The 24,070-nt window shown below is 74.6% G+C and carries 21 protein-coding genes and 1 pseudogene; 7 read left to right on the forward strand and 15 right to left on the reverse strand.

Annotated elements, in window-relative coordinates:
• Window positions 1-1,981, reverse strand: a pseudogene (locus tag J7523_RS18530) (hypothetical protein); the annotation flags it as partial.
• Window positions 1,982-2,146: 165 nt separating this feature from the next.
• Complete coding sequence (locus J7523_RS18535) at window positions 2,147-2,722, reverse strand: dihydrofolate reductase family protein (protein ID WP_291890053.1); 576 nt, start codon at window positions 2,720-2,722, stop codon at window positions 2,147-2,149.
• A gap of 303 nt (window positions 2,723-3,025) precedes the next feature.
• On the opposite strand from J7523_RS18535, the gene J7523_RS18540 reads away from it, so the two are divergent.
• The gene (locus J7523_RS18540) at window positions 3,026-3,367 is read left to right on the forward strand and encodes a YciI family protein (RefSeq protein ID WP_291890055.1); all 342 of its coding nucleotides are present in this window, start codon (window positions 3,026-3,028) and stop codon (window positions 3,365-3,367) included.
• The gene (locus tag J7523_RS18545; RefSeq protein WP_291890058.1) at window positions 3,364-4,569 is read left to right on the forward strand and encodes a sigma-70 family RNA polymerase sigma factor; all 1,206 of its coding nucleotides are present in this window, start codon (window positions 3,364-3,366) and stop codon (window positions 4,567-4,569) included. Before J7523_RS18540 ends, J7523_RS18545 begins: the two co-directional genes overlap by 4 nt.
• A gap of 43 nt (window positions 4,570-4,612) precedes the next feature.
• Here the strand turns inward: J7523_RS18545 and J7523_RS18550 are convergent, their stop codons facing one another.
• Window positions 4,613-5,257 (reverse strand): nitroreductase family protein, encoded by a 645-nt coding sequence (locus J7523_RS18550; RefSeq protein ID WP_291890061.1) that lies wholly within the window; start codon window positions 5,255-5,257, stop codon window positions 4,613-4,615.
• A gap of 60 nt (window positions 5,258-5,317) precedes the next feature.
• Here J7523_RS18550 and J7523_RS18555 point away from each other — a divergent pair, with 60 nt between their 5' ends.
• Window positions 5,318-5,695 carry a DUF5655 domain-containing protein gene (locus J7523_RS18555; protein WP_291890064.1) on the forward strand — a complete coding sequence of 126 codons (378 nt, stop codon included), beginning with the start codon at window positions 5,318-5,320 and terminating at the stop codon, window positions 5,693-5,695.
• 12 nt (window positions 5,696-5,707) lie between these two features.
• On the opposite strand, the gene J7523_RS18560 is transcribed toward J7523_RS18555, so the two are convergent.
• Complete coding sequence (locus J7523_RS18560; protein WP_291890068.1) at window positions 5,708-6,982, reverse strand: RNA polymerase sigma factor; 1,275 nt, start codon at window positions 6,980-6,982, stop codon at window positions 5,708-5,710.
• A 36-nt stretch (window positions 6,983-7,018) separates the two neighbouring features.
• Window positions 7,019-7,450, reverse strand: a complete 432-nt coding sequence (locus J7523_RS18565; protein WP_291890071.1) for a YciI family protein — start codon at window positions 7,448-7,450, stop codon at window positions 7,019-7,021.
• A gap of 140 nt (window positions 7,451-7,590) precedes the next feature.
• On the opposite strand from J7523_RS18565, the gene J7523_RS18570 reads away from it, so the two are divergent.
• Window positions 7,591-8,562, forward strand: coding sequence for an EamA family transporter (locus J7523_RS18570; protein WP_291890074.1), 972 nt, complete (start codon window positions 7,591-7,593; stop codon window positions 8,560-8,562).
• A 63-nt stretch (window positions 8,563-8,625) separates the two neighbouring features.
• Here the strand turns inward: J7523_RS18570 and J7523_RS18575 are convergent, their stop codons facing one another.
• Window positions 8,626-11,418, reverse strand: coding sequence for a DUF6493 family protein (locus tag J7523_RS18575; RefSeq protein ID WP_291890076.1), 2,793 nt, complete (start codon window positions 11,416-11,418; stop codon window positions 8,626-8,628).
• A gap of 88 nt (window positions 11,419-11,506) precedes the next feature.
• Between J7523_RS18575 and J7523_RS18580 the strand changes: the two genes are divergently transcribed.
• Window positions 11,507-12,877, forward strand: coding sequence for an SWIM zinc finger family protein (locus J7523_RS18580; protein WP_291890077.1), 1,371 nt, complete (start codon window positions 11,507-11,509; stop codon window positions 12,875-12,877).
• A gap of 63 nt (window positions 12,878-12,940) precedes the next feature.
• On the opposite strand, the gene J7523_RS18585 is transcribed toward J7523_RS18580, so the two are convergent.
• The 7 genes from J7523_RS18585 to J7523_RS18615 form a co-directional block, all read right to left on the reverse strand.
• Window positions 12,941-13,714 (reverse strand): class I SAM-dependent methyltransferase, encoded by a 774-nt coding sequence (locus J7523_RS18585; RefSeq protein ID WP_291890079.1) that lies wholly within the window; start codon window positions 13,712-13,714, stop codon window positions 12,941-12,943.
• A 143-nt stretch (window positions 13,715-13,857) separates the two neighbouring features.
• Window positions 13,858-14,331, reverse strand: a complete 474-nt coding sequence (locus tag J7523_RS18590) for an SRPBCC domain-containing protein (RefSeq protein WP_291890081.1) — start codon at window positions 14,329-14,331, stop codon at window positions 13,858-13,860.
• Window positions 14,328-14,726: a metalloregulator ArsR/SmtB family transcription factor gene (locus J7523_RS18595; RefSeq protein ID WP_291890083.1), complete on the reverse strand. Its 399-nt coding sequence runs from the start codon at window positions 14,724-14,726 to the stop codon at window positions 14,328-14,330. Before J7523_RS18595 ends, J7523_RS18590 begins: the two co-directional genes overlap by 4 nt.
• Before the next feature lie 255 nt (window positions 14,727-14,981).
• Window positions 14,982-16,940, reverse strand: a complete 1,959-nt coding sequence (locus J7523_RS18600; RefSeq protein WP_291890085.1) for an adenylyl cyclase — start codon at window positions 16,938-16,940, stop codon at window positions 14,982-14,984.
• 308 nt (window positions 16,941-17,248) lie between these two features.
• Window positions 17,249-18,085, reverse strand: a complete 837-nt coding sequence (locus J7523_RS18605; RefSeq protein WP_291890087.1) for an LLM class flavin-dependent oxidoreductase — start codon at window positions 18,083-18,085, stop codon at window positions 17,249-17,251.
• Window positions 18,082-18,498, reverse strand: a complete 417-nt coding sequence (locus tag J7523_RS18610) for a DUF3224 domain-containing protein (protein WP_291890089.1) — start codon at window positions 18,496-18,498, stop codon at window positions 18,082-18,084. The genes J7523_RS18605 and J7523_RS18610 overlap by 4 nt, the downstream gene beginning before the upstream one ends.
• An 88-nt stretch (window positions 18,499-18,586) precedes the next feature.
• Complete coding sequence (locus J7523_RS18615) at window positions 18,587-19,507, reverse strand: helix-turn-helix transcriptional regulator (protein WP_291890090.1); 921 nt, start codon at window positions 19,505-19,507, stop codon at window positions 18,587-18,589.
• 112 nt (window positions 19,508-19,619) lie between these two features.
• On the opposite strand from J7523_RS18615, the gene J7523_RS18620 reads away from it, so the two are divergent.
• Together J7523_RS18620 and J7523_RS18625 are read left to right on the forward strand one after the other, a co-directional pair.
• Window positions 19,620-20,342: an SDR family NAD(P)-dependent oxidoreductase gene (locus J7523_RS18620; RefSeq protein WP_291890092.1), complete on the forward strand. Its 723-nt coding sequence runs from the start codon at window positions 19,620-19,622 to the stop codon at window positions 20,340-20,342.
• A gap of 292 nt (window positions 20,343-20,634) precedes the next feature.
• A complete protein-coding gene (locus tag J7523_RS18625) occupies window positions 20,635-21,153 on the forward strand; it encodes a GNAT family N-acetyltransferase (protein WP_291890094.1) in 519 nt (172 codons plus the stop codon).
• Here J7523_RS18625 and J7523_RS18630 read toward each other — a convergent pair.
• Window positions 21,129-22,733, reverse strand: coding sequence for a DUF222 domain-containing protein (locus tag J7523_RS18630; protein ID WP_291890096.1), 1,605 nt, complete (start codon window positions 22,731-22,733; stop codon window positions 21,129-21,131). The genes J7523_RS18625 and J7523_RS18630 overlap by 25 nt on opposite strands.
• Window positions 22,734-23,030: 297 nt before the next feature.
• The gene (locus J7523_RS18635) at window positions 23,031-23,864 is read right to left on the reverse strand and encodes an alpha/beta hydrolase (protein ID WP_291890099.1); all 834 of its coding nucleotides are present in this window, start codon (window positions 23,862-23,864) and stop codon (window positions 23,031-23,033) included.
• Between the last annotated feature and the right edge of the window lie 206 nt (window positions 23,865-24,070).

The raw sequence follows: 24,070 nt of genomic DNA on the forward strand, positions 1-24,070 counted from the left end.
CGCCCGTGTCGACGCCGTCCTCGGCCCCGGCCGCGAGCGCCGCGTACGCGACGGCCAGCGCGCCGGGCACGGCCGCCGCGCGGGCGAGCGCCTCGGCGGAGCGGGCGTCCTGGACGGCCTCGGGGAGCTGGTGCTCGGCGGCGGCGAGCGCGTAGAAGGCGCGGGCCCACACGGCCGGGACGGGTGCGTCGAGCGCCTGCCACCGGCGCACGAGCGCGTCCCACTCGTCCGGGTCGCCGACGCCCTGGCTGAGCGCGACGAGCCCGCTCCACGACGCGACGAGCGCCGCACCCCACGGGTCGTCGACGCGGTCGCAGTGCGCGACGAGCGCGGCGACGTCCGCCCGGGCACGCTCGGTGCCGTCGAGCGCGACGACGACGCCGTGGGCCAGCCGGGCGAGCCACGTCAGGCCCCGGCGCTCCGCGTCGGCGTGCACCCGGTCCGCGGTCTGCAGCATCGCGGCGCGCGACGTGCCCGTGAGCGTCGCGTCGACGAGCGTCGCGCCGAGGACCACACCCGCGGAGCCGTCGGGGTCGGCGGCCGCGCGTCGCAGCGGCTCGCGCGCGCCGCGCTGGTCGCCCGCGAGGAGCAGGCACAGGCCCTCGGCGAGCGCACGCTCGGCACCGGTCAGACCGGTCGCGGCGGGGAGGCCGGCGAGCGGGTCGCGGCGGGTCGCCGAGCGGACGACGGGCTCCCATGCCGACGCGGGCTCGTGCGGCGCTCGGTCCGGGCGGGTCCGACCGTTCGCCGGCGCGGCGGCCTGCAGCTGCGCTGTGCCGGCCGCGGCCGGGGAGGCTGTCGGGGTTTCCTCCGGCGTCCTCGTCGACGGCTCTCCCGCGAGCCACACGTCGAACCGCGCAGGCGCGGCGGGGGTCCCCACCCGGTCGCGGAGCCGTGCGACGTCGGCGTCGTCACCCGCGCGCCGGTACGCCTCGACCGCGGCGGCCCACGCGCCCTCGTCCTCGAGGATGTGCGCGGCCCGGCGCTGCCACGAGCCTGCGGCGCTGCCGAGGTGCTCGGTCTGTGCGGTCAGCAGGTGCCGGCGCAGCACGCGCGGGAGCGTGTAGTGGACGCCGTCGTCGGTGCCGACGAGCGACCAGCGCACCTCGAGGTCGCGGAGCAGCTCGCGGCTCCCCGACGCCGCCATGAGCGCGTCGCAACGGGCGCCCGTCATCCGGTCGAACGCCGAGCCCCAGTGCAGGAGCTCGACGAGCGGGCGGTCCAGGCCGGCGAGGATCTCGCCCGTCAGGTAGTCGTGCGCGTACCAGGAGTCGCCGGGCAGGCCGCGGACGGCCCGGCGACGGTCGGCGGGCAGCAGCCCCGCCGTCGACCGGTGGAACAGGTGCACGGCGACGGCCCACCCGTCGGTCTCGCGCGAGACCGTCTCGACGTCCTCCGGGGTCAGCGGCTCGTCGTAGACGTCGCGGAACAGCCGGTCGACCTCCCAGGGCCGCAGCCGCAGGTCGGCGCCCGTGAGCACCGTCGGCGGGCTGATCTCGGACCGGGCGAGGTTGAACGTGGGTCGGACCCGTGAGCCGACGAGCACGTGGACCGCGGGCAGGACGTCGAGCAGCAGCCGCTCCAGGTCGCGCTCGGCGGGGTGGCCGATGAGCTCGTGCGCGTCGTCGAGCACGAGGAGCACCGCACGGTCCGCCGCGCGGTCCGGCGTGCCCGTGAGCAGCATCCGGCCGAGCTCGTCGGGCGTCAGGCACATCGCCGCGCCCGCCCCCGGGGTCCGCACGACGATCCCCGCGCGCGTGCACCGCCCCCACACGACGGGCAGGCCGGTGGTCCGGGACCACTGCGTCATCACGGTCGTCTTGCCCGACCCGGGCGGGCCGACGACGAGGCCGAACCTGCTGGTCACGACGTCGTCGAGCCGCTGCAGCAGCGCCCGGCGGACCACGGTGCCGTTCCCGGGCGCGCCGGATCGCGTGCGTGGCCCCCTGGCCAGCACGACGGCACGGCCCCCCTGCGCCATCACTGCCTCCGACCCCCTGAGCCCCCACGACCTCGACGGCGTGGGCGCCCTGGGGTCGATCCTGACAGCCGCACCGCGATGTGATCTACACCATAGTGGGCGAAATAGTGCCGAACGGGACGTGTCGGATCGTTTCGGGCGCCGCGCCGGCCCGAACCCGACCGGTCAGGCCGCCGCCTCGGCGGCCGCGGACCGCACGTCGTACCGCAGCAGCACCGCACCGTTGCCGAAGCGTCGCTGGTCGAGCAGCTCCAGGTCCAGCCGCACGTCGTCGGGCAGGAAGGGCGTGCCGCCGCCGACGACGACGGGCGTCACCAGCAGCTGGAGCTCGTCGACCAGGCCGGCCCGCAGCGCGTGCGCCGCCAGGCCCGGGCCGCCCAACGACAGGTCCCGCTCCGACGACGCCTTCAGCACCGCCACCGCCGCCGGGTCGAACGAGCGCTCGATCCGCGTCCGGCTCGTCACCGGGGCGTCCAGGGTCGACGAGTAGACGACCTTGTCCGCCGCCCGCCAGATCTGCGCGTAGTCACGCTGCACCGGGGGTGCGTCGTCCGGCGCCGACTCCCAGTACGCCATCACCCGGTACATCCGCCGCCCGTACAGGTACGTACCGACCGGGCGCTCCAGCTCGTTGACCGCCGCGTGCACCTCCTCGTCCGGGGCCGCCCAGTCGAACCGCCCGTCCGGGTCGGCGACGTAGCCGTCGAGCGAGGTGATCGCGGTGTACAACAGCCGGGCCACATCAGGTCCCTCCGTCGTCGGTGCCGGGGCGGTCGTCCCAGGATGTCGGTCCGCGTGCTCCGGTGCACGTGTTTCGTCCGGATTCGTCGCGCGCTCCCGCTGGTCAGCGGCGTGTCGCGGTCGTCGTGCCGCTCGCCGCCGCAGCCCGGGCACCGCGTCCTGGTCGACGTCGGGCGTGTGCCGTCGACCACCGCGAGACTGGTCGGCGTCCACGTCGTCGCCGACGGTGTCGATCCGCGCCCCCGCCGTTCGTACAGGAGGTGAGGACCGGGACCGGCCCGGGACGCGGCACCAGGAGGAGACATGGCCCAGTACCTGCTCAGCGTGATGGAACCCACCGGCGGCACGCCCGACCCCGAGCTGCTGCGGCAGGTGATGCGGGACGTCGAGGAGCTCGACCAGGCGATGCGCGACAAGGGCGTCTGGGTGTTCGCGGGCGGCCTGCACGCGCCGACCAGCGCGACCGTGCTGCGCGCCCAGGACGGGCGGGTCGTCGTGACCGACGGCCCGTTCGCCGAGGGCAAGGAGCACCTCGGCGGGTTCTCGATCATCGACGTCGACGACCTCGACGCGGCCCTCGACTGGGGCTCGAGGCTCGCGACGGCCACCGGGCTGCCGATCGAGGTGCGACCGTTCCGGTCATGACGGAGGCCGACCGGCAGGTCGCGGCCGTGTTCCGGGCGGAGCACGGCCGGGCCGTCGCCGTCCTGACCCGGCAGCTCGGCGACCTCGGGCTCGCCGAGGAGGCCGTGCAGGAGGCCTTCGTCGTCGCGCTGCGCCGCTGGCCCACCGACGGCGTCCCGCCGAGCCCGGCCGGCTGGATCCTCACCACCGCCCGTCGCCGGGCGATCGACCATCTGCGCCGCGAGGCCGCACGTGCCGACAAGCACGCGCAGGCCGCCCTGCTGCACGCCCGCGACGAGCCGCCGGAGGTGGGTCCCGTGCAGGACGACCGGCTCCGCCTCGTGTTCACGTGCTGCCACCCGGCGCTCGCCGTACCGACGCAGGTCGCGCTCACGCTGCGGCTGCTCGGGGGTCTCACGACGAGCGAGATCGCGCACGCGTTCCTCGTGCCCGAGCCGACGATGGCGCAGCGGATCGTGCGGGCCAAGGCGAAGATCCGCGACGCCCGCATCCCGTATCGGGTGCCCCGCGACGAGGACCTGCCCGACCGGCTGACCGGGGTCCTCGCGGTCGTCTACCTGGTGTTCACCGCGGGTCACACGGCCGTCGCGGGCGACGACCTCGTGCGCGAGGACCTGTGCGCGGAGGCGATCCGCCTCGGCCGGCTCCTCGTCGAGCTCATGCCCGACGAGCCGGAGGCGCTCGGCCTGCTCGCGCTCATGCTGCTCGTCGACTCGCGCCGTGCGACGCGGGTCGGGCCGGACGGTCTCGTGCTGCTGGCCGACCAGGACCGGTCGCGGTGGGACGCCGACGAGGTGGCGGAGGGGCGCGCGCTCGTGCGGCGGTGCCTGCGACGCGGGCGGCCCGGGCCGTACCAGGTGCAGGCCGCGATCCAGGCCGTGCACACCGACCCCGGGCCGACCGACTGGGCGCAGGTCGTGGCGCTCTACGACCAGCTGCTCGCGCTCGTACCGAGCCCGGTCGTCGCGCTCAACCGGGCCGTCGCCGTCGCGGAGGTCTCCGGTCCCGGCGCCGCGCTCGCGCTCGTCGACGACCTGCCGCTCACCGGGTTCCACGTGTTCCACGCCGTGCGTGCCGACCTGCTGCGGCGCGTCGGTCGACGCCACGAGGCGGTCGTCGAGTACGACGCGGCGATCGCGGCGACGGACAACGCCGCCGAGCGCGCCCACCTGACGCGGGTGCGCGACACCGTGCGGGTGTGAGCCGCCGGGCGAGACCGCGGCCCGGCATCGAGATCGGGGTCGGTCACCAGGTGTCGACGTGCAGGACCTCGTCGAGCGGGACGCGCGGGGCCGGGCGGAACGTCTCGCCCGTGTAGTACGCCGTCGGGATGAGCACGCCCTGGCGGACGTCGTCAGGCAGGCCGAGCACCTGCGCGACCTCCGCCTCGTGCGCCAGGTGCAGCGTCGTCCACGCCGTGCCGAGCCCACGAGCGCGTGCCGCGAGCATGTAGCTCCACGCCGCCGGCAGCAGCGACCCCCACAGCCCCGCCTGGTTGCCCGCGCCGAGGTGCCGGACCGTGAGGCACGGGATCACCAGCACCGGGACCTCGCCCAGGTGCTCGCCGAGGTACGCGACGCTCTCGCCGACCCTCGCCTGCACCGGCCCGCGGTCCGGGTCGTCGCCGAACAGCCGGCCCGCGTACCCCGGTGACGCGACGTACGCCTCGACGGAGCGCCGGTACACGTCGCCGATCGCCGCGCGCTTCGCCGGGTCCGTCACGACCAGCCAGTGCCAGCCCTGACGGTTCGAGCCCGACGGCGCCTGCAGCGCGACCTCCAGGCACTCCCGGACCAGGTCGAGCGGGACGTCGCGGGTCAGGTCCAGGCGCTTGCGCACCGACCGGGTGGTGGTGAGGAGCTCGTCGGGCGTGAGGGGCAGCGTCGCCATCCCGCCAGGCTAGGGGTCGGCCGCTGGGCGGGCGCGCGGGTGGGCGGGGACGATGGGCGCATGACCGAGCCGCACGTGTGGACCGTCGACGACCACCTGCGCGGGGCGCCGCCCGAGCACGTCGAGCTGTACCGGGCCGTCGTGGGGCTCATCGAGGCGTGCGGGCCCGTCGAGGTCGTCTTGCACAAGACGACGATCACGTTCAAGGGGACCCGGCGCGGGTTCGCCGGCGCCCGGCCCGACAAGCAGGGGGTCGTGGGGTTCCTCGACCTCATGCGGCCCGTCGACACCGACGCCAGGATCACGAGCGTCGCGCCGTACACGCAGCGGCTGTTCGTCAACCACTTCCGGGTCCGGTCCCCGGCCGACCTCGACGACACGTTCGCCGAGTGGGTCCGCGAGGCGTACGCCGTCGGCGGCGGCGCCCACCTGGACTGACCCGCGCGCGGGTCAGCCGTGGGTCGTCGGGTGGTCGGTCGGGCGTGCCGCGCCCGCGGCGTCGCGGGCCGCCGTCGCGCGCTCGCGCAGCAGGTCACGCTCGTGCGGGGTCGGGGCGAGCAGGGCGGCGCGCTCGAGCTCGACGGCCGCCTCGCCGGGCCGGTCGAGGCGCAGCAGGACGTCGGCCCGGACGGCGCCGAGCAGGTGGTACCGCACCATCCGCGGGTCGGTGCGGAGCGCGTCGACGGCGACGAGCGCCGCCTGCGGCCCGTCCGCGTGCAGCACGGCGACGGCCCGGTTGAGGTCGACGACCGGCGAGGGCGCGATCTGCGCGAGCGCGTCGTACAGGGCGACGATCGCCTCCCAGTCGGTGTCCTCGAAACGGGCGGCCCGGCTGTGGCATGCGGCGATCGCGGCCTGCAGCGTGTACGGGCCGAGCGGCCGGCCCAGCGCGACGGCGCGGTCGAGCGACGCGAGCCCGTGCATGACGAGCGTGCGGTCCCACAACGACCGGTCCTGGTCCTGCAGCAGGACCCCGTCGCGGCGCGCGTCGAACCGCGACGCCTGCAGCTCGAGCAGCGCGACGAGGCCGTGCACCTCAGGCTCGCGGGGCAGCAGCGCGGCCAGCGTGCGGGCGAGCCGCATGGCGTCCTGCGCGAGGTCGCGACGGATCCACGAGTCGCCGCTCGTGGCCGAGTGGCCCTCGGTGAAGATCGAGTAGACGACCTCGAGCACCGGGCCGAGGCGGGCGGGCATCTCGTCGGCCTGCGGCACCTCGAACGGCACGTGCGCCTCGGCCAGGGTGCGCTTGGCCCGGGAGATGCGCTGACCGACAGTCGCGGACGGCACGAGGAACTTGCGCGCGATCTCGTCCGTCGTCAGGCCCCCGAACAGGCGCAGCGTGAGCGCGATCCGGGACTCGCGCGGCAGCACGGGGTGGCACGTGAGGAACACGAGGGACAGCAGGTCGTCGCCGACCGGGTCCTCGACCACCACGTCCGCCGGGGCCGCGTCGGCGAGCGTGGCCGCGAGCACCGTGTACTTCGCGCCGCGGTTCTGCTCCCGACGGATCAGGTCGATGGCCCGGTGCCGCGCCGTCCCGTACAGCCACGCCCCGGGCCTGTCCGGGATGCCGTCGGTCGGCCACTGCTCCAGGGCCGCGACGAACGCGTCCTGCGCGAGCTCCTCCGCGAGGCCGACGTCCCGGACCAGCCGGGTGAGCGAGGCGACGAGGCGCGGCGACTCCATCCGCCAGACGGCGTCCAGCGTGCGTCGTGCGTCCGTCATCGCCCCGCTCCCCCTGCTGCCTCTACCAGCCCGGGATCACGCGCCCTGCTGCGCGCGGATGGTGGCCGCGACCCGGTCCTCCTGTGCGGCGACCTCGGGCGTGTACGCGTCGCCGAAGTCCTCGACGGTCGCGAGACGCCGGATCTGCAGCGAGCTCGTGAGCTCGTCGCCGTGCGGGCACCGCTTGGCCCACTCGACAGCCTCCTCGAGCGAGCTGACCTCCCAGATCCAGTAGCCCGCGACGATCTCCTTGGCCTCGGTGAACGGGCCGTCGACGACCGTCGTGACGCCCTTGTCGAACACGACCTTCGCACCGGTGCTCGTCGGCAGCAGGCCCTCGCCGCCGAGCATGATCCCGGCCTCGGCGAGCTGCTGGTTGTACGCGTTCATCTCGACGAACATCTGCTCGGTCGGGGCGATCTTGTCCTCGTCCGCGCCGCTGCCCGTGATCATGACCAGGACCTTCATGGTGGTGCTCCCTCCGGATCGGCCCGCCCGACGCTAGTGCCGGTGCGGGTCCTGCACCACGTGGTCGAACGGGGGCTGCCGTTCTTCGACACGGGCGTGCGACGAGTTGGTTCGTCGGCGCCTCCGGTTACCGTGCCCGGGTGCAGCATCGCCTCCCCGCGCCGCTCGGCGTGCTCGCCGTGGTCGTCGGGGCGCTGCTGTTCGCCGTCAACGGCACCGTCGCGAAGGTCGCCATGGAGGCCGGGCTCACGCCGACCCGGCTCGTCGAGATCCGGTGCGTCGGGTCCGCGGTGGTGCTGGTCGCCGCGGTGCTCGTCGTCGGTGCGCGCCGGCTGCGGCTCCGCGACCGCCGCGAGCTCGTCTCCCTCGCCGTGCTCGGCGTGGTCGGGGTCGCGCTCGTGCAGTGGTTCTACCTGTCGGCGATCGCCCGGCTGCCCGTCGGGATCGCGCTGCTCATCGAGTACACCGCGCCCCTGCTCGTCGCGCTCTGGGCCCGGTTCGTGCTGCACGAGGCCGTGCACGCGCGCGTGTGGTGGGCGCTCGCGGCGTGCCTCGGCGGGCTGACGCTCGTCGCGCAGGTCGGCGAGGGCGTGGTGCTCGACGTCGTCGGGCTGCTGTTCGCCGTCGCCGCCGCCGTGTCCCTCGCCGCGTACTACCTGCTCGGGGACCGTCTGCTCGCCGAGCGGGACCCGCTGTCGACGCACGCGTGGACCATGACCTTCGCGGCGGTGTTCTGGGTCGTGCTGCAGCCCGTGTGGACCTACCCGTACGACGCCCTCTCCCTGCCCGTCGCCGTCCCGGGCGGGCCGGTGCCGCCCCTGTGGGTGCTCGTCGTGTGGATCGTCGTGCTCGGCACCGTCGTGCCGTACCTGCTGTTCCTCGTCGGCATCCGGTCCCTCGGGCCCGCGCGCGCCGGGTTGCTCGGGATGGTGGAGCCCGTCGCCGCGTCCGCCGCCGCGTGGGTGGTGCTCGGCGAGGCGATGACCGCGGTGCAGCTTCTCGGCGGGGCCGTGGTGCTCGGCGGGGTCGTGCTCGCGGAGACCGCCCGGCGGCGACCCGCAGACGCCCCGGACGCCCCGGAGGCCGCGCTGCCGGAAGGCGTCGCGCCCTGAGGCCGCGCGCCGGGCGCCGGCGGCACGCCGCGGTCCTGGCGGCAGACACGTCGCGGAGACCGGTCAGGCCTCCCGACGAGCCGCGAGACGCGCCGCGGTCCTGGCGGCGCGCGACGACCCGGTGACCGTCGCGAGCCACGGCACGAGCGCGGACGGTGTCGCGCGACGTGCCCGCAGGAGCTCCTCGTCGAGCAGGTCGAGGAGCGCGTGCCGCCCGCGGGTCTCAGGCGGGAGGTCGGGCAGGACGGCGACGAGCAGGTCGACGACGAACGACCCGAGGTCCGGACCCGTCGCAGCCAGGTCGGCCCACGACGCCGCCCAGCGGGTCACGGTCGCGTCGGGCGCGAAGGTCGTGACCGCCCGCGCGGTGCGGTCGACGTCGAGGCGACCGGCCCGGACCTGCCGCGCGACGGCGTCCACGGCGTGCACGCGCAGGTCGACGCGGGCCGACGTCAGGCCCGCGACCAGCGTGGTGGCGGCGAGGTCGCCGATCCGGCCCTCGTGGTCGCCGAGCGCGACGACCACGTCCAGGGCGTCGCGGTGCAGCGCCGTCATGTCGACCGCCCACCACACCTCCGTCGACGCGACGAGCGCGACGTGCTCGGCGTCGGCGGGCCAGGTCGTCGCGATCCACGGCACCCAGCCGTCGAACCCGTTCTCCGCCAGGTACTCACCGCCCGGGTCGGTGGTCGGCTGGTCGTCGTGCCCGTCCGGTGCGTCGAGATGTGCGACGTGCCACGGGAGCGACCAGCGCACCTTCTCAGCGGCGAACACCCCGGCCGGGTCGGGTGCGAGCGGTGCGGACCGTCCAGGCCCGGTGACGCCCCACGCGTGCAGGGTCGGGTCGTGGGCGAGCGGCGCACGTGCGCGGGAGGCCGCGACCCAGACCGCGACGTCGGCGCCGGGCGGAGCGGTCACGGGCGGTGCGGCGCCGAGCGCGTACGCGACGGCGTCCGCCCACGGCGCACCGGGAGCGACCGCACGCCAGCGGCCGAGCGCCTCCTCGCGGCCGTCGGGCGCGAGACGCAGCAGCCCCGCGACGACGTCCCGAGGCGCCGGCGCCGAGATCGCAGCCGTCCACCGGTCGACGAAGGCGGCCGCGTCCACCCAGCCCGCCCGGGTGGTCGGCGTCGCGACGAGCGGCCGTGTCGGCGCGGCTCCCCTGAGGACGTCGGCGACGTCGTCGAGCCGCCCGGTCAGGAACGCGATGGACGGCGGCACCCGACCTGTCCGGACGCGGCCGGGCGGGACGGGCGTCGGGGCGCCGACCGCCCGTTCGACGAGCATCGCCACGCGCGTCTGCAGCCGGTGCTCGGTGTAGCCGTCGTACGCGCGGCGGACCAGGGTCGACGCCCGACGGCCCAGCGGCTCGACGAGCGACGCGTCGCCCTCGCTCGCGAGGCACGCGAGCACGGCCTCCAGCTCTGCCGGGTCGGACGGGTCCTCGAGGAGCGCTGCGACACGTTCCGTCACGTCGGTCCGGGTGACCGCCATCGGCATGGCGAGTCCGACGTCGACCGGCAGCGTGGGGCCGACGTCGACCGGCCGCGTTCCCGCCGTCGCGTTCACACCGCCGACGCTCCCCACCTGGGCGGCACCGGCGTCGACCTCGACCGCACGTGCGCTGCCGCCCTCACTGTCAGGGTCGTCGGAACCGGTCCCGCGGCCGTCGGGAGCCGGCCCGACCGGCAGCACGTCCGCGACCACGCTCGGCGCGAGCCCCTCGCGCGCGGCCTCGACGAGGTCGACCCGTCCCAGGCGCACGAGCAGCCGCGCGGCCGCCCGCTGGACGTCGGCGTGCGGGTGCTCGAGCGCGACGGCCAACGTCGACGCGACGCTCTCCGCGGGGACGTCACCGCCAGCGACGGCCGTTCCGACGAGGGCGACCGCCGCGAGCGCCGTCCCCTTCACCGGCGCGACGACGGCGGGCCCGAGCGCGTCGACGGCCGCGGGTGCGTCGAGCAGCCCGGCCTCGGCGAGCCTGCGCAGCGCGGTGACCGCGAGCGCGACCGTGGGCCGGACGTCGCTGCGCAGCAGCCGGCGCAGCGCGGGCTGGTGGGCGGCCACCTCGTCGACGGTCGGGTCGAGCGACGTCCACAGGCGCGAGAACCAGCCGGCGCGGTACGCGCTGAAGTCGAGCCCCAGCGCGTTCAGCGCTGCGGCGAGCACCCGGTCGCGGTCGAGGTCGCCCTCACGGACGAGGGTGAGCACGGCCGTCGACCACGCGCCGCCGCCGTACTTGTCGACGTTCGCGAGGCTCACCTCGCCGCCGCCCTCGACGAGGAAGCACTGCCAGAGGACGTCGACGGCGCAGGGGTCGGTGCGGACGGCCTCGACCGGGTCGCCGCCGCCCAGCGTCCCGACGAACGCGAGCGTGTACGTGTCGTCGTGCGGGAGCGTGACGAGGCCGCGGCGCTCGAGGGTGCGGATGATGCGCCACTCGTGGTGCCCGTGCGTCCAGGCGGTGGAGAGCGTCTCGAGGCGCGCACGCGTGAGGCGTCCGAGCCAGGTGGGCGCCGCGCCGCCCGGTGCGCGCGGACGGACCCCGGCGGCGGCCTGGACGCAGGCCCGGCGGACCGAGTTCCAGCGGTTGAGGTCGACCTGCCACGGGCGTTCACCCGGCTCCGCCACGACCGCCTCGCCGAGCTCGCGGAGCAGGCCGACGAGGACGTCGTCGGGGATCGCCTCGAGCTCGGCCGTGGTGACGACCGTCCACCACGGGTACGGGTCGGGCTCGTTCGTCGGGCCGTCGGACGTCGCGACGGTCCGGACGACGCCCGCGGCCGCTGCGACGGCGGCGAGGTCCGCAGCGAGGTCCGCGTCGGCGTCGCCGTCGGCGCCCGAGGTCGTGGTCACGCCGCGATCCTGCCCGACCCCACCGACATGCGGGTGAGGTTCACCCGGCGCCGGACCGCGTGTCACCCGTCTCCCGTACTGTCACGGCGTGGCGTCGGTCGAGCAGCTGTACCGGTACGTCGGCGGGTCGACCGTCGGTGTGCGCGACGGCGCCCCCGACCTGCGGCTCGCGACCAGCGGCGGTCTCACACCCGACGGGCCCGCCGAGCACCCGCGGTTCTTCGACGGGTTCCTCGGGCACGCCGAGCAGATGGCGACGGCCCTGCTGCTCGTCTCGCGGGTCGCCCGCACCCGGTACTACGTCCCGCCGGGCATGCTCGCCGCGGTGCTGCGCGCGGCCGACCCGGTCGTCACGAGCAACGGTGACCGGCTGCGGTTCGAGAGCTTCTCGGCGTGCTGCGGCGTGTACGCCCGGCTCGACGCGCTGCCCGGCGCGCTCGACCGTCCCGCGCTCGCCTCGGGCACGACGAACGTCGACGTGAACCCGCCGCTGCGGCGCGCCCTCGCGGGCATCGGCGGCGACGACGCGCTGCACCTGGCCGTCGGCGAGGACGTCACCGTGACGACCACGTCCGGGTCCGTCACCGAGGAGAAGGTGCCGCTGCCGGAACGATGGCTCAAGGGGTTCGCCGAGGTGCAGGTCGTCGGGTCGACGATGCGCCCCGTGCTCGAGGTCTCCGCCGCGGAGGCGCGCCGGTTCGTGCGCTCGCTGCCCGCCTCGACGGGCGGCCGCTCGGCGCTGCTGTGGGCGGTCCCCGCCGGTCGAGGGATACGCCTCACGAGCCGCCCGAGCACGGACGCAGTGTGCGTCGCGGGTCCGGAACGGCTGCGTGCGCTGGAGCCCGTCCTGCGGTTCTCGTCGTCCCTGCGCGCGTACGCACCCGCCGTCGCGGTCCCGGGCCGCCCGGCCGCGGCGGTGTGGGAGGTCGTGCTGGCCGACGCGCGCCTGTCAGTGGCTCTGAGCCCCGAGGTCAGCCGCGGGTTCTCCGGCGAGGGCGGCGTGCTGCGGGACCTCGCCGACGCGGACGCCGAGACGGACGCGGACCTGGTGGGCGCGGTGCTCGCGTTCGAGCCGCGGCTCGACGTCGTCGCGCTCGCCGCCGACACCGGCCTGCCGGCCGAGCGGGTGCTGCGGGCCCTCGGACGGCTCGGTGCTGCGGGGCGGGTCGGTTTCGACGTGCACGAGGGGGCGTTCTTCCATCGCGAGCTCCCCTACGACCCGGCCGTCCTGGAACGCATGCACCCACGCCTGCGCGACGCGCGGGAGCTGGTCGCGGCGGGAGCCGTCGGGACGCCGGGAGCAGACGGGGTGGTCGTCGTCCGGTCCGGAGAGCTCACCTACGCGGTCCGCGCCACGCCCACCGGCCTGCGCTGCACCTGCCCCTGGTACGGCCGTCACCGCGATGACCGCGGGCCGTGCAAGCACGCGCTGGCCGTCGAGCTGGCCGCTCGGGGCTGATCCCCTCGACATCGAAGGTGCTCAGGGCACCGGCCTCGCCGCCATGCCCGTCGGGCCGCCGTCTCACGTCGGCTTGCGGGCCTCGACGAGGAACCGGGTCGAGTGCGCGACGAAGGGGCCGTCCTGCTCGATCCGTGCGTGCAGGCCCCGCAGCTGCGGCAGGTACGCCTCGACCGTGAAGCCCGGGACCATCCAGATCACCTTCCGCAGGAACCAGACGACGGCGCCGATGTCGTGGAACTCGATGCGGAGCTCCTCGGACCGCAGGTCGACGACGTCGAGCCCGGCGGCCCTCGCGCGCGCGACGTCGCGGTCGGGGTGGCGGCCGTCGCGCGACTCCTGCGACTGCGGGCCGAGGAAGTGCTCGACGACCTCGAACACGCTGTGCGGGCCCACGTGCTGCGCCAGGTACGAGCCGCCGGGACGCAGGACGCGGGCGATCTCCTCCCACCACACCGTCACCGGATGACGGCTCACGACCAGGTCGAACGCGGCGTCCCCGAACGGCAGCGGCGGCTCGTCGGGGTCCACGACGAGCGCGACGCCCAGCGGGTGCAGCCGCGCGGTCGCCGTCGTGACGTTCGGCGGCCACGACTCGGTGGCGACGACGAGCGCGGGTCTCCTCGTCGCTGCGCCGAGGGCCGTCGCGAGCACCTCGCCGCCGCCCGTCTGGATGTCGAGCACCGCGTCGGCCGCGCCCAGCCGACCGGCGACCGTCCGGGCGTAGCCCCACGACGGGCGCTCCTCGGTGGCCCGGCCGTCGAGCCACGAGAAGTCCCAGCCCTCCATCGGCGCGGCGGCGGCCTCGGCCACCAGGTCGTCGAACGTCCTCGTCATGGCGGCCATCGTGCGCGGCGCGCCGGGCGGAGCGCGAACGGAATCCGCGACGCCGGTCGGACCGCCCTGCGCGCCGCTCGCTCGGCCGCCCGCGGGTCGACGACCTCACGGCACCCGACGAGATCGGACCGCGCGCCGGTCCCCTACGCGCCCGCGTCGAGCAGCTCACCGAGGCGAGTGAGGATCTGGCTGCGCCAGCCGCCCGACATGAACCGGCGGGACAGCTGGTCGACCGGGTTGTCCGCACCGAAGCCGACCTGCTCGAGCAGCAACCGGGTACCGGTGCCCTCGGCGTGCAGCGTCCACGTCACCGTCGTCTCCATGGCGTTGCCGCCCTCGGCGTCCGCCCACGAGATGCGCAGCAGCCGCGGCGGGTCGATCGCGAGGACCGTGCTCGCGACGACGCCCGAGAACTTCGTGGCCTCGACCGGGCGGCCCCGCATCGTGAACCGGTGGCCGAGCTCGGGCCGGAAGTCGTTCGGCATGAGCCACTGCGCGATGAGCTCCGGGGTCGTGAGCGCGCGCCAGACCCGCTCCGGCGGGTGCGGGTAGAACTGGTCGACGGTGATCCGGGTGGGGTCGTCCTGCACGTCGGTCGTGGTCGGGTCGGTGGTCATCGTCGTCCTTCATGGTCGTGCGGGTGGTCGTGCCGGTGGTCGGGCATCTCGTGCGGCATCTCGTCGGGCATCTCGTCGAGCACCGTGCCGAGGTCGCGCAGCCGGCCGCGCCAGAAGCGCTCGTAGGGCGTGAGCCAGTCGGCGAGCTCCCGGAGCGGCCCGGCCGTCACCGTGTAGTAGCGGTGCCGACCGCTCGTGCGTTCGTCGACCAGGCCCCCGTCGCGGAGCGCAGCGAGGTGCTCGGACACGCTGGGCCGCGCCATGTCGAACCGGGCGGCGAGCTCGGACACGGTCTGCTCACGCTCGAGCAGGGCGTCGAGGATGTCGCGCCGGGTCGGGTTCGCGAGTGCGCCGACGAGGCGGTCGAGGGGCGAGTCCTTGGTGCGGCGGGGCACGTCAGGCTCGCTCGGGCGTGGTCACACCGGCGATGATAGGTAGGTTATTTCCTACCTGTCAATCCGTCGTCGACGGGGCGAGATCGGGGCTGTCGGTGTGCGGCCCCGGGGACGCCGACGGCCCCGCGCTCGTCGAGACGCGCGAGGCCGTCGTCCTGCTCGCCCGGTGGGGGCGCCGATCGTCCCGCTCGCCCGGTGGGGGCGCCGACCGTCCGGCGCCCCCACCCTGGCGGTCTGCGGACCGTCAGGCTCCGGTCACGGGAACTCCGCCACCACGGCCGGGCCGAGGAAGTCGGGCGTCACCGCGTCGCCCGTGTCGTTGACGACGTGGTCGATCGTGCCCGCCTTGTTCAGCGAGATCGTGATCGCGTTGTGCAGCTTCACCCCGGGCGTCACCGGCACCTCGAAGCAGCGGCGGGCGTGCAGGGTCGGGTTGACGTTCGTGTAGATGTAGCTGCCCAGACCCCACGCCTCGTGCGTCTTGACGGTGTCCGCGACCTTGTACGCGGCCCACCCGGGGATGCCGTCGTGCTGCCAGGAGGCCTGGTCGGGGGCGTCGTACGGGAGCTCGTTCTGGAACATGATCGTGCGGCCGCGCTCGCCGTTCCAGATGACGTTGTACCTCTGGTAGTGCTCCGCGAACAGGCCCGTGGCCAGCACGTCGTTGCCGTTGACGACCACGCCCGTGTCGGCCGTGTTCACCGTCCAGCCGACCCCCGTGCCATGGTCCGCTCGCCACGCCCACGTGTGGTCGACGACGGCCTGGTTGACGTTGACGACGAGGCTCGTCGTCGCTCGGCCGACGTGCTCGCCGCCGATCCGGAAGAACACGTCCTGCACGGCCGTCGGGTTGTCCGGGCTGCTGAGCAGCGGACGCTTGAGCTTGCCGTCGAGCGACGACAGCTTCGTACCGAGCTGCAGGAGCGCGGGGCTGGTCTTCTCGCCGGCGTCGAACATGATCCCGGCGATGTCGATGCCCGGGACGTCGAGCGTCTGCATCGCGACGACGCCCTTGTCGGGCACGATCGTCGCGAGCCCGAGTCCGAGCACGACGGCGTTCGGGTAGAGCACGTTGATCGTCTTGTTCACGTGGTAGACGCCGGGCGTGAGCAGCAGGTTCTTGCCCAGCGCGAGCGCGGCGTTGATCTTCCCGGCGCTGTCGCCCGGCCTCGCGACGTAGAAGCTGCTCAGCGGCAGCGACTTCCCGGGCGTCGGGCCGTCCGCCCACGTGACACCGCGGGCGTTCTTCTGCGTGGCCGGGACGAAGACCTGGTACTTCCCCTTTGCGTCGACGTACAGGTACGGGCGCTCACGCGTGACGGGCGTGGTGTCGAGCGTCGTGTACTTGTTCGTCACGAAGTCAGCCGCCGGGGCGCCCTCGACGCCCGCGAACACCTGGTTCCACACGCTGTTCGTCCAGCCCGTCACGGTGCTGTTCCGGACCAGGAACTGCTGCTGGCTGCCGTTGACGACGTTGCCGAACGTCGAGTCCGCGATGAACCCGCCGCTCGCGTACTGCGGACCTGCCGAGCAGTAGTCCATGAGCGAGAGCTGACCGCCCGTGATGTTCACGCGGCGCATCGGGGCGGCCTGCGAGACGGCCCAGAAATTCGTCCCGGAACGGCATCCCGTCTGTCCCGCGATGTTGATCGTGAGATTCGACATCGACCGCCAGAAGTTCACCAGCGCCGTGCAGTCCGTCGGCGCACCGGAGGCCGTCGGGAAGCACTGGTTGAACACCTCGATCGACCCGTTGACGACGACGTCGCCGGGGTTCTGGCCGAGGCCCGCGACCTCCGTGTAGTAGCCCACCTGGAACTTCAGCGGGTGCTCCGCGGTGCCATAGGTGCCGGGCTTGAACAGGAGGGCGTACCGGCCGTCGCCGAACTGGGCGGGGACCTGCTGAGCGGCGACCGCGTCGACGGCTGCCTGGATCTGCTCGACCGGCATGCTGGGGTCGAAGACCTGCACGTTCGGGCCGAGGTCGACGTCGGGGCGGCCGCTCCACGCGGCGATCGACGGCAGGGCGGCGGTCGACGTCGCCCCGCCTGGTGCCGTGGCGCGGGTGGACGACGACACTCCCGCGGCCGTCTCGAGCGGAGCGGCGGATGCCGTCCCGGCTGGGACGAGCGCGCCGGCGACGACGAGTCCGACGACCGCGGCGACCCGGCGCCGACGGCGCGGCGATCGTGCTGGGCGAGGCATTTCAGGCATGGCGAGTCGACCCCTTTGTCTGCGTCCACCGCCAACGCGGCGGCCGGCAAGAAAAAGGGGCGCCGCCATTGGCACCGATACCCACCGGACATCCGTCCAGGGAGCAGGACAAAACGTACTCGTCGCATGACACGTGTCAACCCTTACTGGCCAGTAAGTGTTCGACTTCGGTCGGTGGGTACAGACGGCCGCTCGAACCCTCGCGTGCGCACCTCACGGCGCGGCGCGCCACCTCCCGCGGGCGCAGCAGCTTCGCGTGCCACCCCCGCACTCACGCGGCACCCGCGTCACGCGACGTACGAGCGCCCTCACAAGATCGGCGGGCCCTGACGGATCCGCTCCATCAGCACGTCCGGAGTCGCCGTCTTCGGGTCCCACCGGGACTCGATGAACCACGTCGCCCCCGCCTCGGCCAGTCCTCGCGACATCGCGACGGCCTCCTCCGGGTCCTCGGGCAGCACCCCTTGGACCACCACGTCGTACGGCACCGGCCCCGGCTCGCGGTGCGCGCGCACCCACTCGACGATCTCGGCGACGTCCGCGGGCGTCAGCTGCTCCATCTGCCGCTCACCGCGCAGCTGCGGGACGACGCCGTCCCACCGCACCGCCCGCCCCATCGACCGCTCGCTCGGGAACGACCCGACGACCCACACCGGGATCCGCGGCTGCTGCAACGGTCGCGGCAGCAGCTGCATGTCGGTCACCGTGTGGTGCTTGCCCTCCCACGAGAACTTCTCGCCGCTGAACGCGCGGTCGAGGATCGCGAGGTCCTCGTCCAGCACCTCGGCCCGCTCCCGGACGGTCGGCGCCTCCGCGGCGACCCCCGACACCGCCGTGTCGTCCGGCACCCCCAGCCCCACCGGCAGCACCACCCGGCCACCGGACAGGTGGTCGACGGTCGTCGCCTGCTTCGCGAACACCCACGGCCGACGACGCGGCAGCGCGAACACGAGCGCACCGAGCCGGATCTTCGACGTGCGGACCGCCGCCGCCGACAGCACGGCCCACGGGTCCCACGCCTCCATGCCCTCGAGCGAGACGGCGTCCCACGTGAAGAACCCGTCCCAGCCGTGCGTCTCGGCCTCGACCGCCATGTCGACCACCTCGACGACGGACCCGAACGAACCGACGAACCCGAACCTCATGACGTCCCCTCAGGCAGCTCGTACTCGAAGCGCACGCGGTGCGTGCCGTCGTCGTCGACCCGCATCGAGCCGCCACCGGTGAGGCCCGCGAGCCCGCCGGTGCCGCTCGACGGCACGATCGTGAACAGCAGGTCCACCCGGTCGGTGCCGCTCGTCGACGCGGCGTGCACGAAGTTGAACGTGCCGCCGACGCCGTCGAGCGCACCCTCGAACGACTCCATCGCCACGTACGTGCCGACGCCCGCGTCGGGGTCGAACGCCGACGTGAACAGCGTGGTCGACCGGCCCTCGACGGCGCCGGCGAACTCCTTGACCATCGTCGCGACGCCCACCCCGAGCGCCGTCGCGACCTGCTCGACGCCGACCGTCACGGGATCGAACGCACTCACCTGAAATGTCCCGTCCGCGATCACCTGGGCACCGTACCGAGGCCCTCCGACACCCGCGCGGGCGAGCCGCCCGGCATCCGTGGACCCACCGGCCGCGCGCACGGCCTGACCGTCAGGCCAGGCGCCCCAGGCCGGGTGACACGCCCGACGGGGCGCCCGCCGACGACCCCGACGCCTCCGCGGGGGTCAGCGACTGCGTCCCGATCACCCGCAGCAGCGCCAGGGCCTCCGCCTCCGGGCTGCCCGCGGGCGCCGAGTAGACGACGAGCGCCTGGTCGCTGTCGGGCACGTGCAGGGAGTCGCAGTCGAGCGTGATCGCGCCGATGGTCGGGTGCTCGATCGTCTTGCGCTGGCTACGCCACGACGACGCACCGCCCGCCTGCCAGAGCCGCTCGAACTGCTCGCTCTTCTCCCGCAGCTCCTCGACGAGGGCGGCGAGCCCGGCGTCCTTCGGGTACCGCGCGGTGGCCGCACGCAGCGCCGCCACGGCCGCCACCGCGGTCTCGTCGCGCTCCTCGGGCGTCATCGCGACGCGCGACCGTGTCCCGTACCGCGTCGTCCCGAGGAACCGGATGCGGTTGATGTTGCGCTCCCGCTCCGGCACCGACGACCAGTCGCCCAGGAGCGCGGACGCCATCGCGTTCCACGCGAGCACGTCGCCGCGGGCGCTCAGCAGCATGACGGGCAGGTCGACGAGCCGGTCCATGAGGCGCTGCACGCTGGGGCGGACGACGTCGTCGACCGTGCCCGGCAGCGGCGGGGCCGAGCCCGCGAGGTGGAACAGCTCGGCGCGCTCGTCGTCGTCGAGCCGCAGCGCCCGCGCGAGCGACCGGAGCACCTGCGCGGACGGCTGCGGGCCGCGTCCCTGCTCGAGCCGGACGACGTAGTCGACGCTCACGCCGGCGAGCAGCGCGACCTCCTCGCGCCGCAGCCCGGCGACCCGCCGGCGCTCCCCCGCGGCCAGGCCGACGTCCTGCGGCGTGAGGCGGCCGCGCGCACGGCGCAGCACGTGAGCGAGCTCGGCGCGGTCCATGCGACCCAGCATGCTCCAGGTCGTCGGGGCCGCAGGCGGGTGAGCGTAGGACCGCCGGTCCCAGGCTCCGGAGGCCCTGGAGCGGCCCGACGAGCGCGCCGAGGCTGGCCGCATGGACACCACGATCGCCCTCGTCACGGGGGCCGCCCAGGGAATCGGGCGGGAGACCGTCCGCCGCCTCGCCGAGCTCGGCTGGACCGTGTGGCTCGGCGCACGCGACGTCGAGGCCGGCGAGAAGGTCGCCGCCGCCATCGCCGCGGAGATCACGAGCACCGACATCCGCGTCGTGCAGCTCGACGTCACCGACGACGACTCCGTCGCCGCGGCCGTCCGCACCGTCGAGGCGGCGCACGGCCGGCTCGACGCGCTCGTCAACAACGCCGGCATCGCCGGTGGGTGGGTCAGCCCGCGCGACGCCACGCCCGCCGACTTCCTCGCCGTCTACGGGGTCAACGTGCTCGGTCCCGTCCGGACGACGCACGCGTTCCTGCCGCTGCTCGACCGGTCGGGTCAGCCGCGGGTCGTCATGGTGTCGAGCGGCCTCGGGTCGTTCGGGATCACGACGGACCCGGCGCGGTTCGAGTCGACGTTGCACAACATCACGTACCCGTCGTCGAAGTCGGCGCTCAACATGGTCGCCAGCCAGTACGCGAAGGCGCTCGACGGCTACCAGGTGCTGATCGTGGACCCGGGTTACACGTCGACCGCGTTCAACGGGTACAACGGCACGCAGACCGTCGAGCAGGGTGCCGAGGCCGTGGTGCAGGCCGCGACGTCCGCCCCCGACGCCCCGACCGGCACCTACCGCGACGCCGCAGGCCCGCTTCCCTGGTGACCACCCTCGGGCCGACGTGGTCGAACGTCTGGTGACAACCCTCGGGTCGACGTCGTCGAGCGTCCGACGGCGTCGACCCGGTCGTCGACCGGACGGGGTCCCCAGAGCCGGGGCCACCCTGTTCTCCGATATGAGCTGCGCTGTACTGCGACACGAGCCGCTGGCGCACGCCAGGGGTCACGCTGGTCTGCGCCAGGGCCCGCGCTCGTCTGCGACACGAGCCGCGCTCGTCTGCGACATGAGCCGCGCTCATCGGCGCAATGGGTCGCGCCGGTCTGCGACGCTGGCCCCCATGACGTCCGACCTCGTGCTGCGCCCACTGACCCCGGCCGACGAGCACGAGGCGTGGATCGCGCACGACGAGCTCGCCGCCGAGGGCTTCGACTTCCTGCTCGACGCCCGCCGCGACGACTGGCCGGGGTACCTCGCGCACCTGGCGCGGGAGCACGACGGTGTCGACCTGCCGCCCGGTCGGGTGCCTGCGACGTTCCTCGTCGCCGAGGTCGACGGTGAGCTCGTCGGCCGGGTCTCGGTCCGGCACGAGCTCAACGACCACCTCGCCGCGGTGGGTGGCCACATCGGCTACGCGGTCCGTCCGGCCTTCCGCCGGCGCGGCCATGCCACCGAGATGCTGCGCCAGTCCCTCACGCTCCTCCGGTCGGTCGGCGTCGAGTCGGCCCTCGTGACCTGCGACGACGACAACGTCGCCTCCGCCCGGACGATCGAACACTGCGGCGGCGTGCTGCAGGACGTCGTGCCGGTCGCGTCCGGCAGCCCGAAGCGCCGCTACTGGGTCCCCACCGGCACCTGACGTCGTCCACGACGAACGGCTGCACGGAGCGACGGCCTGACAGACGGTTCACCGCGAGCGGCCTCATCGTCAGGGTTCTCAAGCGGCGTCAGCAGGTCGACGGGCGGATCGCCGTGGGCCGTTCCGTTGCCCGGCCGTGCACGGACGATTCGCGGGCGTACGCCGCCCCCGTCGCCTGGCCCGGCGACCACGACCTGCGAACGGACGCCGCCCTCGTCGCGGCGCGGCTGACCGAGGACCTGGGGGCCGCCGAGTTGGGTGTCGCCAGCTGGTTGGGCGAGGACGCGGCCGTCGGGAGCGGTGAAGCGGTAGACCGCCGGACCCGGGTCGCCGTGTCCGCGGGGTCGTCCCCGGGTGAGCCGCTCGATGCGAGCGTCGTGCCGGTGGACCTCGTGGTGGTGGAAGCTGCACAGGAGCACACCGTTGGCGAGGTCCGTGCGTCCGGCGTCGCGGTCCCACCACGCGATGTGGTGGATCTCGCCCCACCGGGCCGCCCGGTCGCAGTCGCCCCAGCGGCAGGACCGGTCCCGCGCGATCACGGCCCGCCGTTGCACGCCGGTATAGAGCCGCGCGGTCCGACCAAGGTTGACGGGCTCGTCGGCGGCGTCGACGACGATCCGGGTCACCTCGCAGTCGCACAGCACGCGCGCGAGCTCCGACATCGCGACCGGCGTCCCGTCCTCCAGCGTCGCCGCCGGCACCGGACGACGCGCAACGTCAGCGATCGCCACCTCGTCGTTGCCCGACACCGCGGCGCTCGACCCGGCAGATCCACCGGGCGACCGGCGGCGGGACCGCAGCGCCGTGAAGGTCTCCTCACGCATGAGGAACGAGACGTGCGGCCGCACCGCCGCACGGGATCCGGTGCTGGGCATGGACAGAACCGTCGAGGCGAGCGCGTCGAGCGCGTCGGCCCGGGCCTGTTCCGGCGTCCTGTCGTCCGACGGCGCCTCGCCCGTCGCCTCGAGCGCGCGCCGCAGACGCTCGCCCGCGACCGGGTCGAGCAGCCCGGAGATCCGCGTCCCGTCAGGCCGCGTCGTCAGGTGCAGGTACCGGGCCCGACGCTGAGCCTGGTACTCGTCCTCGACCCGGTCCGGGTCGCGTTCGGCGACCCACCGGGCTAGCGCGCGCCGAAACCCGGGCGCCGGGTGCGCACATGCGAGCCGCAGCGCCGCCGCCTGACCGCTCGGGGAACGGAGCTCGCCTGCGACCGACTCCGAGGCGCCGGCGAGCGCCTGCCCGAGGATCTCCAGGTGCTCTCCGGGCAGCGCGCCCGTGCGCACCGCGACCGCGACCGCGGGCATCGCCGCCAGCGCCTGCGCCTGCTCCACCCGCCGGGTCGCCGCGCCCAGGCCGGTCCTGCCGTGCCGGGCCAGCGAGGCCTCGAACGACGGGTCCCCTGCGACGACCGACGTCCCCGCGTCCCGCTCCGCCAGCAACCAGGCCGATCGCGCCGCGGTGAGGGCTCCACCGACTCGTTCGAGCGTCGCGAGCACCTCCCGCCTCTCGGCCCCGGTCAGCTCGTGCGCACTGCCGGCGAGCGCCTCGATGCGGGCGAGCCGGTCCACGACGCCGGCCACGAGCACCGTTGTCGCCCGCACCGCGGGCGGGCGACCCGGCGACGGAGCACGGCGGCTTCCCGCGAGACCAGGCGATTCGAACATGTGTTCGATTCTACGCGAACTCGGACATGCCGCACAACCCTGACCTGGGACGACGCCAGGCACGTGGAGGCACACCTCGGCGAGCGACCGCCTCACCCGCCGGCCGAGCAGGCCGCCCCGGGCGCCCGCCGCTCCCGGACCTCGCGCCCCCCACGAGCACGCGCCCGACAACCGCGAGCCACGCCGCCCAGGAGCGCCCCGCAGTCCCCGACCTCACCCGTTCAGCGCGAGCAACCAGTCCAGCGCCACCGGCACCGCGTCGAGCGCGGCCACGTGCCCGTCTCGCGGCCGCACCCACAGCTCACCTAGCGGCAGCCCGCGCAGGAGCCGATCAGCGTGCGCGGGCGGGACCACCCGGTCGAGCGAGCCCTGGACGACGAGCACGGGCACCATCACCTCACCGAGCCCGAACCCCCACGGCGTCACGTACGCGACGTCGTCGTCGACCAACCCGTCAGCCCCGTCCTGCTCGGCCCGTTGCGCGTCCTCGCCGAGCGGCGCCCAGGTGTCGGCCAATGCGGCCCAGTCGGCCTCGACGAACACGTCAGGGTCGAACGCGTCGGTCTCGGCGAACTGCGCCCGGGCGTCGCGACCGTGGACGGCGGCTCGCAACCCGCCAGGTGCCGCCATCCCTCCCCACCAGTCGGCAGCATCCGCGTAGGGGGCGATCCCCGCGATGGACACCGCACCGGTCACCCGCCCCGGCAGCATCGCGGCGCATGCGAGCGCGTGCGGCCCACCGCCGGACGCCCCCATGACGACCACGGAGTCCACCCCGCACGCGTCGAGCACGAACCCGAGGTCCGTACCGACCGATGCGACGTCCCGGCCCGGCCGCGGCGTGGACCCGCCGTACGAGGGCCGCGCGGCGGACAGCACCCGCATCCGGCGGGCAGCAGCGGCGGCGACGACCGGCGGCAGCAGCGCACCCGTCTGCGGCGACCCGTGGTGCCACAGCAGGACGGGCGCCCCGTCCGTGCTGGGACCGGTGTCGTGGACGACGACCACGCGGCCGTCCGGGAGGCGCACGTGTCGCTCGACGGCCATGCGAACGACCCTAGACGTGACCCCCGACACACTCGCGCCCACATCGATGCCCGGGGCACTCCTGCATCGGAGTGAACCTGTGGACGACGACCGGCACGGGGCGGTTGGGGCGTTTTAGGGTGCTCCCGCGGCGCCGGTCCGCACCCGGTGAGCCCGGGGTGAGCGTGGAGGTTTCGATGGCCAACCTGAACGTGTCGTACCAGGAG

The organism is Cellulomonas sp., assembly GCF_017744555.1.
Taxonomy (GTDB): domain Bacteria; phylum Actinomycetota; class Actinomycetes; order Actinomycetales; family Cellulomonadaceae; genus Cellulomonas.

Coding starts and splice junctions, on each gene's coding strand:
- J7523_RS18540 (WP_291890055.1), top strand. CDS start 3,026: ATGGCCCAGTACCTGCTCAGCGTGATGGAACCCACCGGCGGCACGCCC.
- J7523_RS18560 (WP_291890068.1), bottom strand. CDS start 6,982: ATGACGGACGCACGACGCACGCTGGACGCCGTCTGGCGGATGGAGTCG.
- J7523_RS18545 (WP_291890058.1), top strand. CDS start 3,364: ATGACGGAGGCCGACCGGCAGGTCGCGGCCGTGTTCCGGGCGGAGCAC.
- J7523_RS18635 (WP_291890099.1), bottom strand. CDS start 23,864: ATGGCCGTCGAGCGACACGTGCGCCTCCCGGACGGCCGCGTGGTCGTC.
- J7523_RS18555 (WP_291890064.1), top strand. CDS start 5,318: ATGACCGAGCCGCACGTGTGGACCGTCGACGACCACCTGCGCGGGGCG.
- J7523_RS18590 (WP_291890081.1), bottom strand. CDS start 14,331: ATGACCACCGACCCGACCACGACCGACGTGCAGGACGACCCCACCCGG.
- J7523_RS18620 (WP_291890092.1), top strand. CDS start 19,620: ATGGACACCACGATCGCCCTCGTCACGGGGGCCGCCCAGGGAATCGGG.
- J7523_RS18565 (WP_291890071.1), bottom strand. CDS start 7,450: ATGAAGGTCCTGGTCATGATCACGGGCAGCGGCGCGGACGAGGACAAG.
- J7523_RS18615 (WP_291890090.1), bottom strand. CDS start 19,507: ATGGACCGCGCCGAGCTCGCTCACGTGCTGCGCCGTGCGCGCGGCCGC.
- J7523_RS18585 (WP_291890079.1), bottom strand. CDS start 13,714: ATGACGAGGACGTTCGACGACCTGGTGGCCGAGGCCGCCGCCGCGCCG.
- J7523_RS18625 (WP_291890094.1), top strand. CDS start 20,635: ATGACGTCCGACCTCGTGCTGCGCCCACTGACCCCGGCCGACGAGCAC.
- J7523_RS18600 (WP_291890085.1), bottom strand. CDS start 16,940: ATGCCTGAAATGCCTCGCCCAGCACGATCGCCGCGCCGTCGGCGCCGG.
- J7523_RS18605 (WP_291890087.1), bottom strand. CDS start 18,085: ATGAGGTTCGGGTTCGTCGGTTCGTTCGGGTCCGTCGTCGAGGTGGTC.
- J7523_RS18550 (WP_291890061.1), bottom strand. CDS start 5,257: ATGGCGACGCTGCCCCTCACGCCCGACGAGCTCCTCACCACCACCCGG.